The following is an 18,513-nucleotide window of genomic DNA, read 5'->3' as shown; positions in this document are numbered from 1 at the left end:
AAAAATAATATTTCATATTACATAATTTTATGATTATTTATGGAGTCGTGAATAAAAGCTTAGCAAGTTCGGCAGCTGAACCAGCGATAACAACACCGATACCCCAACGTACAAATGTATCTTTGCTGATATAGCGTCCTGCATAACCAATTGCTAAACACAAAAGTATAACGCCAGCAGCAAGAGGAATAATCGTTTTTAAGTCTGTCTGGAGAGCATTTAAAGCTGTATTTGCAGTTGTTAAATGTTGTGGCTGAGCACACACAGGATTGGTTACAAAAAATACAGTAAAAACTGCAGACGCTTTACTAACTTTACTCTTAATCGTTTTAAAAATATTTGATTGTTTCATATCTTTTATCTCAATTTATACTACAGTTGACATGAGTACTTTCTTTTTTTCAATATAGTTTTTTGAATATAAATAAAATACTGAAATCTAAGTTTTTTTCATTAATTAACTTTAAACAACAAATTAGCAAGCTCAGCTGCTGATCCTGCAATAACAACACCGATACTCCACCGCACAAATGTATCTTTTCCGATGTAGCGCCCTGCATAACCAATTGCTAAGCACAAAAGTATAACAGCAGCAGCAATAGGGATAAGCGTCTTTAAGTCTGTCTGAAGAGCTGTTAAGGCTTTTGTTGCAGGATCTAACGCCGCTTGGGCCCATGTAGAATATGTCATAAAAAATACAGTTAGAACTGCAGATGTTTTAGTCGTTTTACTCCTAATTATTTTCTGAAGAATATTTAATTGTTTCATGTTCTTTATCCTGATTAAGATTAAAACTCCCACAAATGACCCCTCTTTCATGAAGAAACTTAAAGAGATATTTTGGGTCAGCCCAAGTTCTTAATTTTCCTCTTTGTGTAAGTAATGTATATTTATTAGGTTTTCCGGTGATTGGATCATCGGCAACAAACGTAAAATACCATTCCCTTTCTGAGCGCATCACAACTGTAATTTCACGTGCTGCTCTCTGACTAAATGCTATATCAACGCTGTTTTGTTCTATCATTTTCATTTTTTTGCCCTCAATTAGAAGAGATTTTGTCTAATCTTACTAATTAGAGCTTTAATATTTTCTTATCTAGCTTTCATTATACCACCCTATCAAAATTCTAGTTTTCATTTATAAAAATACCAGTTATCACTCTAGCTGCTTTGCCGATGAAGAAGAATCTTCCGTGGCAAAAGCATCACGGCTGCTACTTTCTTTATGCGAAAACGCATCTTCTAAATCCTCTGAAGAAAGAGGAAGAGAATCTACTTTAGTTGTCTGTTCTGGTTCTTCTTTTTTAAGCCTTACAGGCTCTTGCAAATCTTCATTTCTTTGTACAGCAGCTTTCACTTCGCTATATGAAGCAACGATCTGTGTATCAGCACCACTGTTTAAGTTTTCTGTTTTGTAAAAACTCAGAGTAGACCGCAATGCTTCTTTCTCAAAGATACACCTTGATGTTGTTTGTTCATAATAGTAAGTCAAAGCGCTTTGCGCAGATGCAAGATTTCTGCAAAAGTCAAATGCCCCAAAAAAAGAAAGCCATTTCATATTTTCAACATCGATTTGCTCAAAAATTGCGTCAAAATTATGTTTATTTTGTTTAAACTGCTCAGTTGTTGCTGTTTCTTCGACTCTTGCTTTAAGCAGAGATAGTTGACGGAATAATTTATCATTCTTACCTGTTATATAAGCATTATCCCGCGCTTCCTGTTCGATGAGAGCTGAAAATACTGGATGAGGGGTATCAGATATGTATGAAGCAGCAAACATTGCGAAATCTGGAATAATCATCAGCAATACACCTTATTATGAAGAGTTTTATTGATACAAATGCCAATGCTGTTTAGTGCTTTTTGCCGCTGTCTTTTGGTTTTATAAATTTGCAAAACAAAATCATTTTGCCTAAAATATTCCTTGTGGCGGTGACTTTTTTCTTTTCTAAGAAGATTCGTAATATATATGAATATCCAAGAAGCAAGATCAATGTATGCTATAAAACAGAGCTGACTACGCCAATCGATATTATTTGAATGAAGGAAAAAAGTACGACTTTTAATCAATAATGATTTTTGGAACTCTCTAGAAGCTGCTTGTTTTATATAATTTCTTTGTTGCAAAAAGAGATTTAAAGAACATTTATACCAAGTAAAAACTTTTTGTATTTGAGGGCAGCTCGTATTGTTATAATGAACTACACCATCATTATAGAGAGAGGGCTTGTTCTTTGTTGCATATTGCCATAGTTTATAGAGTGGAGATTTATATTTACTTTTGACTACTGATTCATGAGAGTCAGGGAGGTGTGATGGTGTTTGCGCACTGCATTTTCCAATTTCAGCAACTAAACTGAAAAAGGATACAATGGTGGAAGTTGAGACACAAATAAAGAGTTCTTTGTGGTACAAAACACATCTCCGTCAAAGTGATATATGTATCGTATTTTTAATTTTGATAATAAATAGACGAAAATTGTCTATAATTGTGTTTAAAATATGGCAAAGGACAATTCTTTTTTGCAAGGGGAGTAATTAAGGTGAATGATCTCAAAAATATGAATTTTGATGAATTAAAAGAGATGCGTACACAAATTGATGTGGAACTGAAAAAACGGCAAGCAAAAGAAAAGCAAAATGCACGACGAAAAATTCTTGAAATTGCTAATACCCATGGAATTGATATTGCTGATCTTGTGAGCAAAGAGCGTCATTATAGGAATCCCAATAACCAATGGGAATTATGGAATGGGCGTGGACGGAGACCTAAGTGGATTAAAGAGTGGTTGGAGAATGGGTATACACTTGATGAACTCGAAGTAACATAACAACAGAAGTAGCATAACACATGTGTGATATTTATAAGGCAAGGGAATATCAAGAGATATGAATGTGAGAAGTAGGCGCTTTTTGCTTATTTGATTGTATAAAAATACTGTATAGATATATTAATCTATTGAAATATAAAATAAAATGATAAAAAATATAGATAAATGCATCTAAATGAAAAAGATATTTTTGTCATAAGTTAGCATTATCATTATGCTTGCTAGCTTAAAATATTATAATTTCTTTTTGCATGTGAGAGAGGAGGGGGGTTTTATCTCTTTTTTATCGTTTTATTTAATGTTGTTCTTTTTTAGTCTATGCAAATAAATGGTTTTATTGATTCTTTACAAAAAGGGTTTAAATCGGAAGAGTTTATGGCGTAAGCAGTACGCCAACACTATGGTTGTATTTGCTAGCCACAATGTTGTGCACTCCTTGGTATAGAGTGCGGAACACTTTGTTATATATCAGTTTTTTTAATCGTGGCATTTTCATATAAATTAAAGAGTTTCCTTTAGAAACAGAATATCTCAAAGGGGATACACTTGTGTTGCTAATTTACTGCTTTTTTCAAGAAAATATTTTCTAATGACATAAGTCTATTTTATGGCGCGGAATATAAAAGTTTCTATCTATTCTGCACCATCATACGCTTTTCTAACTTTCAATGTTTCGAAAGCTCTTGAGACTTGGGAGGGACATGAGAGGCTTTGATTCCTTTCTTTAATCATTTGTTATCCATATCCTAATTCTATTTGTGATGTGCAAAGAATGATTTTGATTGATTCAACAGGAGAGGGATTGGAAATAAGAGCATTTTACGATTTTCATTGTTTTCATTCAACATAAGAACAATGAAGTGTTTCTTATAAGTTATATTTTGTCTGATAAAGAAAGTTTTGTTTATTTTGTTTTTCTGTGAAAGAGCGCCATTTGAAGAGTGATAAGATCGCTTTCGTGAGATGTTTTTTAGTGTGTGGTTAATATTCTTAAAGTATGACTCTCAAGATATTCCTCAACAACTGCTGAAAATTCCTTACGGACCAGTTTAGAACTACGAATATCTTTACAAAACGCTAAAGCACGATGCATAGGATATCGATCACCCCCAACATCAGCTTGCATATCTTGTTTGGTCAGTGCCTTATAACAACCAATAATTTTCGTTGCATCATCAAGAATAAGCGCAGATTCGCTATCACTAAGGCGCTTTTGAACAGCGGAACTGATGAGTTTTTCATCTACAGCTAAAACAATAACCTTATAGTCTGTTAAAAGGTTATGCTGTACAGCCCATGAAAACCCCCGATAAAAAAGTGTTTTACCAAAAAGTTTTTCATCATCCATCGAAGCGAGAACAGCATTGGCCTCATGTGCGCGACTTTTTGCGTTATTCCCAAAAATGCGGGGGGTTGCTGTCATATAAAGGCGTTTTTTAGCCCGAATAACATCATTGGAATGCACCTTCACAAAATTGGATTCATCCTCCCCCTCCAGCGTTGCCCCTGTTGTACGATGCGCCTCATCACAAATGATCAGATCAAAAGTGGGAAAATCATAATTTTTCTGAGCATCTGCAATCACCTGAATGGATTGATAGGTTGCAAACACCACGCTCATCTCATCTGCAACAGTTTTGCCCGCCTGTTCTGCCAGTTTTGCTGCATCGGTTGTCGCTGGAAAAGCAAGGTCACACACATCAATTTCTGCAACATCATCACTATTTTTACGACGCTTTCCCACTTGTGTATCAGAACAAACCGCAAAGGAACGTAAGTCAATTTCAGCATCCGTTGTCCATTCACGCACCGTCTGTGACATCAGTGCCAAGGAGGGCACAAGAAACAAAACAAACTTGCCTTGACCGGCTAAATCCTCAGCAATCTTAAGACTGGTAAATGTCTTACCGGTTCCACAAGCCATAATGAGCTTACCTCGATCAGCCTGAGCAAGCCCCGCACGCACAAAACGCAATGCCTCTCCCTGATGGGGACGGAGTTTCTTTTTACCCTCCAACGCAATGGTGCCTTTGGCTGCAAAAGTCTCCCAACGGATTGGACTTTTTTGCAAATCGGAAAGATTAATCCGTGTAACAGGAATTTTTTGCCCCTGTATCATTGTTTCAGCATTGTCAGTCCAAGCATTGAGTGTACTATCTATGATCACACGCCGCTTAAACGGTTCTTTCCCTGATGCTGAAATAAAACTATCAATATCTGCTTTTTTAATCCGATAGGATTCATCATAAAATTTACATTGAATTGCCGCAAAACCATCTTCATGACGAAGCTTTGCCACCAGATCAATCCCGGTATCACGACCATCCCAGCCATTTTCGTGTGCCCAATCTTTAAAAGTTTGAACCTTTTCATAACACTGAGACTGGAGGGGGTCATGGGTCAGATAAGCAAGAGCAAAACGCTCAAAATACGTGCCCTTATCCCGTTCGGTACGCGCTTCCTCACGATATGTCTGTAAAAGCGATTGTAGCGTCGTCATGCTTTTTCCCCAATGAAAAATACCCTCAATTATCGAATCTAGACCAATTCGTCAATGCCTCTTGTGTCTCCCCCAAAGACTTAAAATTGCTTGATTTTAAGATGTTCTTTCTATCTTTAACGACATAATATGAGCAAATCTCTTTTCCCCTCCCAAATGATATAATGCCCCAAACGATATGATAAATTGACTGATATCTCCTCCCTTATGAAAACAAAAGAAAAGTATGATGATTTTGAATTTTTTTGCCTTTTGTAAAAAGACACAATAAAGTACGCGATAATTTTAGGATTGAGCTTAAAAAATGAGAGGCTTTTCACCTCTCAAACTTTTTTTATCCCCTTCACCAAAATCATGAAATCAAACCGGCATTTTATGAAGTTGCGTCTTACAATCACACCCTTAAGAAAACACCGATAGCATCCTTATCGCAGACAACCCAAATAGCTTGTTTTATCTCAGCCGCCAAAATGAAATGAGATGAGATAGAAAAAAAGCGATATCTTAAACAAATAGTCTAAAGAAAGCTAAGCTACACGCATGAAGGAACAGAAAATGCCTCTTATGAAAATTTTCAAGTCTACACTCTTCTCATGTAAAAGGCTGCAACATTTGGGGGTAGGAAAGTATGTACGATGATACCTGTTTGCTCCTGATCAAACCTAAAAAGGGGCGTGTACTATAAATTTTATAGTCTTCATGATGCCTTGAGCTAAACGATATCTAGTGTAAAGGAAAGCATGCTCCCTTTAACGAATGAAGCGTTTTTTAGGAAAAAATAGCAGATCACTAACGTTTTCCATCCATGCTTTACTTTACAAACACTTCATCCGATAGAACAATCAACATATATTAAATTGATAAAGACTTAATCTCGTGAGAGAGCAACAACAGGATCAAGCCGTGAAGCTTGTCGCGCTGGAGAAAAGCCAAAACATATCCCGATGAGGGTGGAAAAAGTAAGAGATATAATGATCGAATCCATCGTATAGACGAGGTGAATAGGCGCTTTAAAGAGCAAAAACAAACCACCGATAGAAAGCCCAAAGAGGACTCCCAATCCACCACCAATGACACAAACCAAAATTGCTTCAATGAGAAATTGCTGCAAGATATCACTTTGACGTGCGCCAACAGCCATACGCACCCCAATTTCATTGATCCTCTCCGAAACAGTGACCAACATGATATTCATCACCCCAATCCCCCCTACAATCAATGAAATAGCAGCAATAGAAGATACCAAAAGCGTTAAAATCTGTGTACTTTCTGTGATACGATCACGAAAGAGCTGAGAATTTCTAATGAAAAAATCTTCCCCACCATGACGCATAATAAGGAAACGCTTCACCATATTCTCGGCTAAATTTGAATCAACATGATCGGCGATCTTCACAGTAATGGCCCGAACTTGAGTTGTACCAAGAAAACGCGTTTGTAAGGTTGTATAAGGCAAATAAACCTGCAACGTATTTGAGGTCCCTCCTCCCATATGTTGTGGATCTACCACACCAATAATGCGCGCAGGAACATTACCCAAATGAACAATTTTCCCTATGGGACTCCCATGACTATGAGGGAAAAGCACCGAAAGTGCTTCCTTTTCGATAACAAGATCAACCGCCCGCTCATGCACACTTTTTTGATCAAACAACTGCCCTTGAACAGCTTTAAGTCCCTGTGTTTGAAAATATTGTTCTCCTACCCCAGCAATGATAGCATTAACTTCAATCCCACCAAAACGAACCATAGAACTTGCTGAAATCTGAGGTGTTACACCAGCAATATAAGGTAATTTAGAAAGAGCTTCTGCATCCGCCTCCACCAGACTGGTTATTTTCTCTGCTTGTGGATCAGAGAGGCTTTTTCCAGGCAAAATTGTTAATGTGTTAGAGCCCAAACTCTTAAAATTTTCCATAATTTTTTCCCGCGTACCATTTCCCAAAGCAACCATGGCAATAATCGCCCCAATACCGATAATCACCCCAAGCATTGTTAAAAAAGTTCGCATACGATGTGCATTCATAGCCAACAATGCCATGACAAATGCTTCACGAAAACGTTCAATAAAAGAACGAAAAAAACCCAGTGTTTTTTGCTCTTTTAGATTTTCTTGCTCCTGAAGGGACTGAGCTCTTGTTTTTACACCTTTTGAGAGCTTATCAGCAATAATTTCTCCATCACTGATTTCAATAATACGATCTGCTCTTTTAGCCACCTGCATATCATGCGTTACAATAATAATGGTGCGCCCTTCTTGATGAAGCTCATCCAAAATACGCAAAACTTCTTGCCCACTGTGTTTGTCCAGTGCTCCGGTTGGTTCATCAGCAAGAATAACCTCCGCATTATTCATCAATGCGCGCGCAATAGATACTCGTTGTTGTTGCCCCCCTGAAAGTTGATTGGGACGATGATTAATTCTCTCTCCCATACCTAAGCGTGTTAAAAGTTCTTCTGCACGCTTTTTTCTCATATCCGGTGCACAACCTGCATAAATCGCTGGAATTTCAACATTGCCAAGGGCGGTTAATTCATTCAATAAGTGATAGCGCTGAAAAATAAATCCAAAATGATTACGCCGTAAGGCTGATAATTCATCAGCAGAAAGAGAAGCTGTTTCTTTTCCTGAAATCCAATAACGACCAGAACTTGGTCGATCAAGACAGCCCAAAATATTCATCAATGTGGACTTTCCAGAACCAGAAGCCCCCACAATTGCTACCATTTCCCCACGCTTAATGGTCAAATTGATATCCTTTAAAACAGTAACAGATGTTTCACCCGCAGGAAATGTGCGCACAATATTTTCTAAAACGAAAACAGCCTCTGCTTTTTCTGCTTTCATGACTTAATTCTCATCTTCGCTGTGTTCATCTGGGATTTCTGGCATCACACCATCGCGCGAACCAGTAATAACCACATCCCCCTCATCAAGCCCTGAAGCAATCTCTGCCATCACTTTGTTATTAAGCCCTACAGTCACCTGTTTTGCCACTACTTTATTTTCCCTCACCAACACTGAAACCCATGCTTTTCCTTCTTTTGTTTCATCACGCAAAGCATCACTTGGAACCAGCAAAACATTCTGAGCACGTCCTAAAATAATATGCACTTGAGCAGTCATATAAGTTCGCAAAAAGTTGTCTTTATTATCAACATGCACAATCCCATTATAATAAATTGCCGACGATGGGAAAGAGCTACCGCCTAAACCAGGGTTAATACTCACATCAGCACGAATGGATTCAGGAGCTGGTTCAACCCTTTCTAATGTTCCCTCATAACGACGGTCTGCATTACCCAATACCGTAAAATAAAGAGGTTGCCCGGCGCGAATTTTAAGAATATCGGCTTCCGAAATTTGTGCTTTAACTGTCATCTTTGACAAGTCACCTAAAATGACAATTGTGGGTGCCGACTGAACAGCATTAACATTTTGACCTTCTTCAACAACTGTTGCCAAAACCGTTCCCGCTGAAGGAGCAGTTATTCGCGTATAACCAAGATTAACCTCTGCACTCTCCACATCAATTTGAGCTTGCACAATCTGTTGACGCAACTGAGCAATTTGCGCTTCGCGTATTTTCACTTGTGTCACGGCATCATCAAAATTAGCTTTTGAAACTGCACGCGACTCGATCATTTTTTTCTGCCGCGCTAAATTTTTCTGTGCAAGGGCAAGATAAGCTTCTTGTTCCATTAAATTGGCATGATAATGCGCTAAGGCTGCTTTTTTTCTTTTCAGATCATTTTCTTGGTCTGTAGGATCAATTTCTGCCAAGAGCTCTCCCTCTTTCACAACACTTCCCGGAAAAACGCGCATAGATACCACCCGCCCCGTAGTACGCGCCCCAACCGCCACCAATCGATAAGGACGCACAATTCCAGAAGCCAGAACACTTTCCTCAATATCACCACGCTTCACCACAGCTGTCATATAGGTTGGTGTAGATGTTCCAAAAAAAGCAGAGCGTAACCATAAAAAAGTGATAATAATGAAGAGAGAAATCAGAAAGAATGAGAGCTTTTTGCGTTTTGTAATGAAATTTTTGATGAAACTTTTTTTCATTGGCCTACCTTTGCAAATGAATGGGAAACACCATCAACGATTTCCGGACGTGACACATCAACGACACCATCCCATCCACCCCCCAATGCTTTCATCAGAGCAATATATTGGGTAGCTAAAGCAATGCGGCTATCTTTAAGTGCCATTTGCGCAGAATAATAAGAACGATCAGCATTTAATAATTCAAGAAAACTGGTGTTGCCATTTTCAAAGAGACTTTGTGACAGTTGTAAAGAATGCAGAAAAGCTTTATTTGCAACGATAAGCTTGTTAAGGCGCTGATGTTCCTTTGTTAATCTCACGAGCGCATTTTCAACATCTTCTAAAGCCCTTAATACAGCAGAGCGATAAGTAATAAAAGCCTGATCACGCTGCGCCCGCGCCATCGCAACAGAGGCAACAATCTGTCCTCCATTAAAGAAGGGAAAACGAAGACCAGGTCCAAAAGACCAACCAATAGTTGAACTTTTCCATAATTGGTCTATTGCTGTTGCTGCTGTTGAAATATTTCCCGTTAATGTAAGTGAGGGATAACGTTCTGCCTCACGTTGACCAATGCGTGCTGTTGCTTGTGCATATTGGCGCTCTGCCCGCCGTAAATCGGGACGTGACAATAAAATATCAGCCGGAATTCCTGCTGGTATTGGCCATTGTGGTTGTGGAATTTTCACGTGTTTGGCATTTTTTTGTAAAAGGTCATTCAAAGCCGTAGGCACATGACCGGTTAAGACGGAAAGGCGATGCATACTCATTTCCAGACTTGCTTCCATCTGAGCGATATCGGCTTCTGTATTGGACATTTGGGCTTTTGCGTTTGAAACGTCGAGCTCAGAAACATCACCCACTGTTAATTTTGCCTGCATCAATTCATATGTTTTGCGCTGCGTTGCAGCAATTTTCCGCACAATCAATAATTTTTGTTGCCAACCACGCATTTGAACGTAATTTGTTGCTACATCTCCTAACAATACGACCATCGTCGCACGCATATCTTCTACCGAAGCTTCAAGACCATAACGCGCCGCTTCAACGCCTCGCTTATGCCCTCCAAAAAAATCGAGCTCCCAACTTGCATCAAATCCACTACGATATTGGCTCAACGTATCAGATTGTCCAGAGCCGCTACGCGTTCCTGAAATCGTATTTGACACACTTGGCAACAAAGATCCCACCGCTTGCCCTAAACTCGCACGTGCTTCACGAACCCGAGCTTTGGCAATCGCAATATCATTATTTCCAGCAATTGCCTCATCCATTAACGCATTTAAAACCGGATCATTTAACTGTCGCCACCACCCAGCAAGGGAAATTGAATGCTGAGATATCTGCGCAGACCGCTGTCCCCACTTAGAGGGAACAGAGAAAAATGTCTTATGATAATTCGGACCAACCATACATCCTGATAAAAGAAAACAAAGTAAGATACTAGAAAGTAATCCACGAGAAGCGCCCCTTTTGAGATTTTTGATATGCATCTAGTCTCCCGCATTCTTTCAGAATCATTATGTAATATTAATACTTTATTTACCTTGTTATTTCAAAATTAACGTGAAAAATCAAATACTGTTTGCACAGGAATATGATCGGAAGGACGGTCCCATCCGCGCGCATCACGAAAAGTCGAAAGGTCCGCCACAAAAGGCGCTAAATCTGGAGACGACCAAATATGATCAAGCCGGCGCCCATAATCGGTCAACGCCCAATTGCGAGCACGATAACTCCACCATGTATAAAGTTTAGTGGGAACAGGGATATGCAACCGCATGAGATCAACCCATCCGCCCTGACAACACAAATTTTGTAAACGCTCGGTTTCAATGGGGGTATGGCTTACAACCTTCAACAATTGCTGATGAGACCAAACATCCTCTGCTAAAGGAGCAATATTCAAATCGCCCAGCAAAAGAGAAGACATTTCTTCTTCTTGATCAGCACGAATAAAAGACATTTCTTCTAAAAAATCAAGCTTATAACGAAATTTTTCATTCACCTCAGCATCAGGGATATCGCCTCCAGCAGGGACATAAAAATTATGAATCCGCATCAATTTACCATGGGTTTCCACAATCACTGAGATATAGCGACAATCTTTATTTTGACAAAAGAAACGCTTTTCTACCTTTTTAAAAGGCAAACGAGAAACAATCGCCACCCCATTATACGATTTTTGACCGCTCAGTGCGATATGCTTATATCCTGCTGCTTCAAAAGCCTCCACTGGAAATAAAGCATCGGGACATTTTGTTTCCTGGAGACACAAAATATCGGCCGGAAAGAATTTCAAATATTGAAAAACCTGTGCAAGGCGCAAACGAATAGAGTTAATATTCCAAGTCGCAATACGAAAGAACATCTGTTTTTAATCCCAATGACATAACACTATTGTTTCATTTTTTTGAGGGAAGTGTAAACATGCCCTGAACAAAACGAACGCCTGTCCGCACATTCATAATCTGCACAGTCGTTTCCAAGTTTTGTTGGTCAACAATTGTCCATTGCCGTAAAGCAAAGCTTTTGGAATCAAACACCATTCTTATTTGCCCAGCCCCAATCGTTTTATCACGCAGAACAATCGTCACGGCCCCTGGATCTTCACGAAATGCCAACAAACGACCAGATGATACGTCAATTTTATCATCCAACAAAAATTTCATTGGCGTTTGTGAAAGTTGTGAAAAGTTCCAAGTATTTAAAGCCCGATTGTTAATGCCCACAAATTGACCATCCGCAATAATTTGTAGAGGCATTTTCTTATAAATAAAGCGAATTTTCCCCGGCCGCTCAAGATAAAATGTTCCTTGAGACATTTTCCCCTTTGGACTAAATTGAACAAAGTCACCTGTCATTGTTTTGATTGCCGCAAAGTGGTTGGCAATATTTTGCGCTTTTGCTATCTTATTAGATGCTTGCGAAAGAGCAGGAAAAGTTAAACACCAAAAGACAAGAATTCCCACAAAACAAAAGCCCCTTTTTTTTTGCGGTACAAAAGACGTTTTCATAAAAAATGCTCCCAAAGAATATCGAATTGACTTTATCATTTATAATTAAGTCATCAATGATGAATAAATACCCCGCTTTATAAGATAAAGATACTTTTTGAAAACACTATCAAAAGATTTTTAAAAGTATTCTTACTCAACAGGCCTAAAATTTTCCGTTTTCTCTCGTGATTTGCTGAACGAACGATGCCGCTTTCTTTCCTCTTTTCAAGCAATGTCGCTGCTCAATTATAACCAATACCCAAACGACGTTGACTATAAGAAGTTGAAACTTTATCACCACGAAGCACAACAATAACAGTTCGACAACAGAAATTATTGATTGCAGAAAAAACAAAAAATCCCTCTTTAATTTCTTGCAATCTCTTTCAGTATCGTTTCCAAGCTAGAACATCACACACGTGTACCAACCCTAAAATGTTGCGACAAGTTCTTGAGCCATTGAAATGGTTCAAAACAAACATTTTTAGTTCTTTCTTAATCGTTTTTATCCACACAGAACTCCCCGCTCGTAACCTGCAAGTGAATAGTTTTTGGTTGATTCAATGCAAACAGGTTTGAAGTGAAAGAATCGTACGATATTGCAATCTTTTATTCAAAATGAGTAATGCGATTATTATTATAAATCAATGCATTATATAAATAATAAGTTTTCTTTTGAATTTTCGAAATTATCCCTATTTCTTAACTTTTCTGCTGATTAGCTAAATGCATAATCTCTTCTTTTTCACCCCTAATCCCTAAAGCTGCATGAATTATGGTCAATACGCGGATGAAATTAAATTCTAAACATATTATTCGCGAGCCTGAAAAAAAATTTCAATGACTCAATGGAAAAAATGCTCCTTTGACTTACCATACACCCATAAAGAATAAAAAATTCTCAACCAATCCGCTGTGTAAACAATTTGGAGTTTGAAACACAAAAAGCTCAAAACCTGCCTATAAGCACACTTTGCGAAATCGAAATCTGCTTTTTGGATTCTAGAAAGTTCCTCTTGGCTTTTCTCCCCTATACAATTCACTTAAACAAAAACTCGACAGACGAGCCCTTTTCTAAAAGCAGACAGGCAAATCACATGACACAACCAATTTTGCCGTGAAATTGAACGGCAAGAACAGCAAAAATACTTAAATACCAAACCATTAATGCCTTTATACCACCACACCTCAAACGATACTATTTTATATCAATATATTGTTATAATGATAAATCATCATTTTTTTAACTGAAATCATAACGCTGAAGATTGCAAGATACTCTCTATATATTAAATCAATTCAATTTACTTGCACATTACAAGAAAATCTAACGTACAAGTAAAATGATATAAAATAAGGAATATCCCTTATGAAAAGTCTTAAATACCAAGGGGTTATCGTAAATTAAGAACTTGTGTGTGTACGATGACGCGAGCTTTCTACGATACAATAAGCAACGATTATAAAGGTTTTTCAAAAGCGTTCTTCTTCGGCAGGAACTAAAATTTCTCGTTTCCCTGCATGATTTGCTGGACTAATGATACCTTCTTCTTCCATCCTCTCAATCAATGTTGCAGCACGATTATAGCCAATACCTAAACGGCGTTGAATATAAGAGGTTGAAGCTTTACGATCACGAAGAACAATAGCAACAGCTTGACTATAGGGATCATCTGCTGAAGGAGAAGACGAAGAAACATCAGCTCCATCTTCTTCAACTTCTTGGGTAATTGTTTCCAAATAATCAGGTCGTGCTTGCGCTTTAAGATGCGCAACAATCTGCTCCACTTCATCATCGGCAACAAAAGGTCCATGCACCCGTTGAATACGTCCTCCTCCCATCATAAAAAGCATATCGCCTTGTCCCAATAATTGCTCAGCCCCCTGTTCACCTAGAATTGTTCGGCTATCGATTTTTGAACTCACAGAAAAAGAAATGCGTGTAGGAAAATTGGCTTTAATCGTCCCCGTAATAACATCAACGGAAGGACGCTGTGTCGCCATAATAACATGGATACCGGCAGCACGTGCCATTTGTGCTAAACGTTGAACTGCGCCTTCAATATCTTTACCAGCGACCATCATCAAATCAGCCATTTCATCGATAATGACAACAATATAGGGCATAGGACTAAAATCAAGAGTTTCCGTTTCATAAAGAGGCTCACCAGTCTCATGATCAAAGCCTACTTGAATGGTACGCACCATTGTCTCTCCTTGACCTTCTGACTCCTTGAGACGTGCATTAAACCCATCGATATTGCGAACGCCAAGTTTTGACATTTTATTGTAGCGTTCTTCCATTTCACGAACAGCCCATTTAAGTGCAGTCACAGCTTTTTTAGGATCTGTCACCACCGGTGTTAATAAATGGGGAATGCCATCATAAACCGAAAGTTCAAGCATTTTCGGATCCACCATAATGAGACGGCATTGTTCAGGCGTCATACGATAAAGCAATGATAAAATCATTGTATTGATAGCAACAGACTTTCCCGATCCTGTTGTACCAGCCACCAAGAGATGCGGCATTTTTGCTAAATCCGCAATCACAGCTTCTCCGCCGATAGTCTTGCCCAAAGCAAGCCCTAATTTGGCTTTACTTTCAACAAATTCCTGTGCTTGCACAATCTCCCTTAAATAAACCATCTCCCGCTTTGCATTGGGTAACTCTATTCCAATCACATTGCGCCCAGGAACCACAGCAACACGGGCAGAAATCGCACGCATTGAACGCGCAATATCATCTGCTAAACTAATGATACGGGAAGACTTAATGCCAGCAGCCGGTTCAAATTCATACAAAGTGACCACGGGTCCAGGACAAGCATCTATAATTTTTCCTTTAACCCCAAAATCTAACAAAACCCCTTCAAGTTCTTGAGAATTTGCTTTTAAAGCAGCAGGAGAAAGTTTTGCATCCCTAGCAGACGGTGGTGGAACCGATAAGTAATCTAAAAGGGGAAGAACAAAACCACCCTTTGAAGAAACTGTTAAAGATTTCAAACCACGGCTTTTAACAGAAGAAGAAACATGAGCTTTATTTTGATTTTCCTCACACTTTTCTTTTTCACCCAAAAAAGTTGGTTCAATCCGATCAAATGATTTGCCTTGTCTCTTACTTTGAGAACACCTTTTGAAACAGAAGAAACGAAAAAAACGCGCTTGTAAAAAATAAAAAAGATGTAAAAGAGCGCCAAAAGTTGTGGCAAAAAAACCATGCTTCTCACGATCATTCTCTGCGCTATATTCCACATCTTCTTCCATCTCAAAAACCGGATCAACGATTTCGTTTTTAGGAATGTTTTTTTCTTTTCTTTTCTTTGCTTGACGCCGCCATATCACATTGCCAGCAAAAGCAGCAGTGAAAAAACCTAAAAAAATAAAAACAACGCTGAAGAGCCCCCTGTAAAGTGGAGAAAGAAAAAGAGGAAAAATTGAAGAAGCAACACTTAAAACTTTATCTCCTAAAACCCCTCCCAAGCCCATAGGCAATGGCCAATAGGTAAAAGAAGCAACAGACGTCATAAGGGAAAAAGCCATTAAAAAACAAATTGTTGATACCAACCATAAAAAAAAGCGCAAAGTCAAATTATAGATATTTTTTTGTGCCAACAAGAGAAAAGACCAAAATAACGGCGGCAACAAAATAGCAACACTTGCTAAGCCAAAAAACTGCATAATAGAATCTGAAAGAACCGCCCCCAGCCACCCCATAAGGTTTGTAACCTCATTTGTACTTGCATGGGTTAAAGAGGGATCAGCAACATTCCACGTTGCCAAAGAAAATACACAAAAAATAATAAAGCCCAAAAGCCCAAGTCCAATAAATACGCCAATCTGACGTAAAAACATCTCAACAAGTCGAAAACCTTGAGAATCTCGGGACTCTAATGAATCATAAGGAGAAGAACTTCGGTGCATCCATCAATTCCAAATATAAAACTGTCATATTTAAAGCGTTATAACTTCCCCCTTCTCTAAAAAAGGACGAAGCTTACACTCAGCAGCGCTGATCTGTAAACGATCATCTGTCAACAATCTAACTTCTTAATCTCGTGCATTCTGCCTTTTTCCCACTTCATGTCATTCATAAACCACCATCTGAAAGGCCAATCCTTACATAAAGCATAAAAACAGTTCTATCCTAAAATATTATCAAACAAACAACAAAAATACCTCATGTATAAAGTTTTACATGGGTTATAGAGCTTACAACAATCTCTACCACCCTCTTCAACAGAAGGTTATGTTACACCATGCTAACAGTAAAACATTAATACCGTTTTAACCATCACAAATGAACACTATTTTTATCTATCATCCTCAATGTACCCTTTTAGAACAAGCCTCTTAAAGGACATTCATACAAATTTAAAAATACATTCTCATCTTTATCTAATTTTAGTTTTCTTTTCTATCAATCAAGTGTAAAAGGAATTGGAGAAAACATTAAAAAAACTGATCCGGTAAATCTGTAAAGTGAGTCACACAAGTAAAACAAAAGCACTCTAAAACACTGATTTATCATCAGGTTGACACCAAAAAGATACTTCTTTCAAAGAGAAGTCTCTTCTTTGTAAAATAGGGGAAAAAGTAAAAATCAAAATAGTGTAGATAAGTTAAAAGAAAAATATTCTTTTTAACAGCAAGCAAGCTTTAAGCAATAGAAGAAGCCCCGTAAATAATGGAAAAAGCATTGTGTATTCTAATCGCCATAAAGATATAAAACCCCATAAGAAAATAAAATCTCATAAAATCAAACAATGTGATCTTCTCATTGCTGGGGGAGCGGTTGTCGGTTCAACACTGGCAATAGCACTCAAGCAAACGGCTCCTGATCTGAAAATAAAAATCGTTGATGCTGCTCCACAAGGAGATATTCCTGCTTCTAACATACGAACCATTGCCCTTGCTGCTGCTTCTGTTCGCATGTTAAAACAACTACAATGTTGGGACTCTATCAAACCCTATGCACAACCCATTCACTCAATGATCATCACAGATACAAGCACAAATGATCCGGTTAAACCCACTCTTTTAACCTTTGAAGGCGATATTACCCCTGGTGAACCCTTTGCAACGATGGTAGAGCATCGAGAACTGATCAATACTTTAAAAAAACGTGTCAAAGATCTCAATATTCCTGTTATCACAAACACACGTGTCGTTGATTTTCATCAAGATAACCAACACACAACTGTCACTTTAGATAATGAAGAGGCTTGGCAAACAAAATTGCTTATTGCAGCCAATGGTGCCCACTCGACATTACGCCAAAAAGCAGGTCTTAAAAACTTTGCTCACCCCTATAAACAAACAGCAATCATCTGCACAGTTGAACATGAAAAACCACATAATGGTCAAGCAATTCAACATTTTTTACCGGCCGGCCCTTTCGCTCTTCTCCCTCTAAAAGGCAACCGATCCGCCATTGTATGGAATGAAGATCATAAAACCGCACAATATTACCTCAAAGCTGATGCACTTATTTTTGAAACAGAGCTCGAAAGACGTATTGGTCATCGATTAGGAAAACTCTCTTGGAATGGCGAACGTCAAGCTTTCCCCTTAAAACTTTCTTTAACACGTCAATGTATTAAGCCCCGTTTTGCGCTCGTTGGCGATGCTGCCCATACCATCCACCCCATCGCAGGACAAGGACTCAATTTAGGATTACGTGATAGCGCTGCTCTTGCTGAAGTGATTATTGAAACAGCACGATTAGGTCTTGACATTGGCTCCCTCATCGCTTTAGAGCGCTATCAAAGCTGGAGACGTTTTGAAATTGTCCGTATGGCTTTAAGCAATGATTGGCTTAATAAACTTTTTTCGAACGATAACCTTCTCTTACGGATGCTTCGCGATACCGGTCTTGGAATTATCAATCAAGCGCCCAAAATAAAAAAATATTTCATTCAAGAAGCTGCTGGCCTTACCCCAAATGCGCCCCGTCTCCTAAACGGTTTTCCGCTTTAATTCATACCCTTTTTCTTTTTACAACCTTTGGCTTCTTTCCTCCCTCACAAAAAGCAAAGACTTCTATTCAATTCGGTCCATAAACAGCCCAGATTCTTGCCACGTACGTTTCCCTTAATTTTTCCTTCTCGTATTTCATTTAGCCATAGA

General features: G+C 38.5%; 14 protein-coding genes and 1 pseudogene. 2 read left to right on the top strand and 13 right to left on the bottom strand.

The window, feature by feature from the left end; all coding sequences use genetic code 11:
* Window positions 1-37 precede the first annotated feature (37 nt).
* The 5 genes from trwL (D1092_RS08025) to D1092_RS08005 all read right to left on the bottom strand — a co-directional run bounded on the left by trwL (D1092_RS08025) (window position 38) and on the right by D1092_RS08005 (window position 2,415).
* On the bottom strand, window positions 38-352 hold the full coding sequence (gene trwL, locus D1092_RS08025; RefSeq protein WP_120121352.1) for a VirB2 family type IV secretion system major pilin TrwL: 315 nt from the start codon (window positions 350-352) through the stop codon (window positions 38-40).
* A 101-nt stretch (window positions 353-453) separates the two neighbouring features.
* The gene (trwL, locus tag D1092_RS08020; RefSeq protein WP_120121350.1) at window positions 454-768 is read right to left on the bottom strand and encodes a VirB2 family type IV secretion system major pilin TrwL; all 315 of its coding nucleotides are present in this window, start codon (window positions 766-768) and stop codon (window positions 454-456) included.
* Window positions 734-1,030, bottom strand: a complete 297-nt coding sequence (gene korA / locus D1092_RS08015) for a KorA family transcriptional regulator (RefSeq protein ID WP_120121348.1) — start codon at window positions 1,028-1,030, stop codon at window positions 734-736. The genes trwL (D1092_RS08020) and korA overlap by 35 nt, the downstream gene beginning before the upstream one ends.
* 126 nt (window positions 1,031-1,156) lie before the next feature.
* Complete coding sequence (locus D1092_RS08010) at window positions 1,157-1,801, bottom strand: lysozyme family protein (protein WP_120121347.1); 645 nt, start codon at window positions 1,799-1,801, stop codon at window positions 1,157-1,159.
* Window positions 1,801-2,415 (bottom strand): hypothetical protein, encoded by a 615-nt coding sequence (locus tag D1092_RS08005; RefSeq protein ID WP_120121345.1) that lies wholly within the window; start codon window positions 2,413-2,415, stop codon window positions 1,801-1,803. The genes D1092_RS08010 and D1092_RS08005 overlap by 1 nt, the downstream gene beginning before the upstream one ends.
* Before the next feature lie 128 nt (window positions 2,416-2,543).
* On the opposite strand from D1092_RS08005, the gene D1092_RS08000 reads away from it, so the two are divergent.
* Complete coding sequence (locus D1092_RS08000) at window positions 2,544-2,831, top strand: H-NS histone family protein (protein WP_120121343.1); 288 nt, start codon at window positions 2,544-2,546, stop codon at window positions 2,829-2,831.
* A 1,003-nt stretch (window positions 2,832-3,834) separates the two neighbouring features.
* On the opposite strand, the pseudogene D1092_RS07995 reads toward D1092_RS08000, so the two are convergent.
* The 8 genes and pseudogenes from D1092_RS07995 to D1092_RS07965 form a co-directional block, all read right to left on the bottom strand.
* Window positions 3,835-5,331: pseudogene (locus tag D1092_RS07995) on the bottom strand (restriction endonuclease); the annotation flags it as partial.
* Between the two features lie 868 nt (window positions 5,332-6,199).
* Window positions 6,200-8,179 (bottom strand): MacB family efflux pump subunit, encoded by a 1,980-nt coding sequence (locus D1092_RS07990; RefSeq protein ID WP_120121341.1) that lies wholly within the window; start codon window positions 8,177-8,179, stop codon window positions 6,200-6,202.
* Window positions 8,180-8,182: 3 nt separating this feature from the next.
* Window positions 8,183-9,403, bottom strand: coding sequence for an efflux RND transporter periplasmic adaptor subunit (locus tag D1092_RS07985; RefSeq protein WP_120121339.1), 1,221 nt, complete (start codon window positions 9,401-9,403; stop codon window positions 8,183-8,185).
* Window positions 9,400-10,878, bottom strand: coding sequence for an efflux transporter outer membrane subunit (locus D1092_RS07980; protein ID WP_120121337.1), 1,479 nt, complete (start codon window positions 10,876-10,878; stop codon window positions 9,400-9,402). The genes D1092_RS07985 and D1092_RS07980 overlap by 4 nt, the downstream gene beginning before the upstream one ends.
* 68 nt (window positions 10,879-10,946) lie before the next feature.
* Window positions 10,947-11,756: an exodeoxyribonuclease III gene (locus tag D1092_RS07975; protein ID WP_120121334.1), complete on the bottom strand. Its 810-nt coding sequence runs from the start codon at window positions 11,754-11,756 to the stop codon at window positions 10,947-10,949.
* 34 nt (window positions 11,757-11,790) lie between these two features.
* A complete protein-coding gene (locus D1092_RS07970; protein WP_120121333.1) occupies window positions 11,791-12,402 on the bottom strand; it encodes a LolA family protein in 612 nt (203 codons plus the stop codon).
* Between the two features lie 224 nt (window positions 12,403-12,626).
* On the bottom strand, window positions 12,627-12,764 hold the full coding sequence (locus D1092_RS10165) for a hypothetical protein (RefSeq protein ID WP_167309323.1): 138 nt from the start codon (window positions 12,762-12,764) through the stop codon (window positions 12,627-12,629).
* A 1,093-nt stretch (window positions 12,765-13,857) separates the two neighbouring features.
* Complete coding sequence (locus D1092_RS07965; protein WP_120121329.1) at window positions 13,858-16,308, bottom strand: FtsK/SpoIIIE family DNA translocase; 2,451 nt, start codon at window positions 16,306-16,308, stop codon at window positions 13,858-13,860.
* 777 nt (window positions 16,309-17,085) lie between these two features.
* On the opposite strand from D1092_RS07965, the gene D1092_RS07960 reads away from it, so the two are divergent.
* Window positions 17,086-18,363: a ubiquinone biosynthesis hydroxylase gene (locus D1092_RS07960; RefSeq protein ID WP_120121328.1), complete on the top strand. Its 1,278-nt coding sequence runs from the start codon at window positions 17,086-17,088 to the stop codon at window positions 18,361-18,363.
* Window positions 18,364-18,513: the final 150 nt, after the last annotated feature.

The sequence above is a fragment of the Bartonella krasnovii genome, from assembly GCF_003606345.3.
Lineage (GTDB): Bacteria > Pseudomonadota > Alphaproteobacteria > Rhizobiales > Rhizobiaceae > Bartonella > Bartonella krasnovii.
Note: the sequence above shows the minus strand (reverse complement) of the source record. Positions and strands in the feature narration are given on the sequence as shown.

What these genes read in the sequence shown, in the direction of transcription:
- trwL (WP_120121352.1), bottom strand. Translation starts at nt 352, where the DNA reads ATGAAACAATCAAATATTTTTAAAACGATTAAGAGTAAAGTTAGTAAA.
- trwL (WP_120121350.1), bottom strand. Translation starts at nt 768, where the DNA reads ATGAAACAATTAAATATTCTTCAGAAAATAATTAGGAGTAAAACGACT.
- korA (WP_120121348.1), bottom strand. Translation starts at nt 1,030, where the DNA reads ATGAAAATGATAGAACAAAACAGCGTTGATATAGCATTTAGTCAGAGA.
- D1092_RS08010 (WP_120121347.1), bottom strand. Translation starts at nt 1,801, where the DNA reads ATGATTATTCCAGATTTCGCAATGTTTGCTGCTTCATACATATCTGAT.
- D1092_RS07990 (WP_120121341.1), bottom strand. Translation starts at nt 8,179, where the DNA reads ATGAAAGCAGAAAAAGCAGAGGCTGTTTTCGTTTTAGAAAATATTGTG.
- D1092_RS07985 (WP_120121339.1), bottom strand. Translation starts at nt 9,403, where the DNA reads ATGAAAAAAAGTTTCATCAAAAATTTCATTACAAAACGCAAAAAGCTC.
- D1092_RS07980 (WP_120121337.1), bottom strand. Translation starts at nt 10,878, where the DNA reads ATGCATATCAAAAATCTCAAAAGGGGCGCTTCTCGTGGATTACTTTCT.
- D1092_RS07975 (WP_120121334.1), bottom strand. Translation starts at nt 11,756, where the DNA reads ATGTTCTTTCGTATTGCGACTTGGAATATTAACTCTATTCGTTTGCGC.
- D1092_RS07970 (WP_120121333.1), bottom strand. Translation starts at nt 12,402, where the DNA reads ATGAAAACGTCTTTTGTACCGCAAAAAAAAAGGGGCTTTTGTTTTGTG.
- D1092_RS07965 (WP_120121329.1), bottom strand. Translation starts at nt 16,308, where the DNA reads ATGCACCGAAGTTCTTCTCCTTATGATTCATTAGAGTCCCGAGATTCT.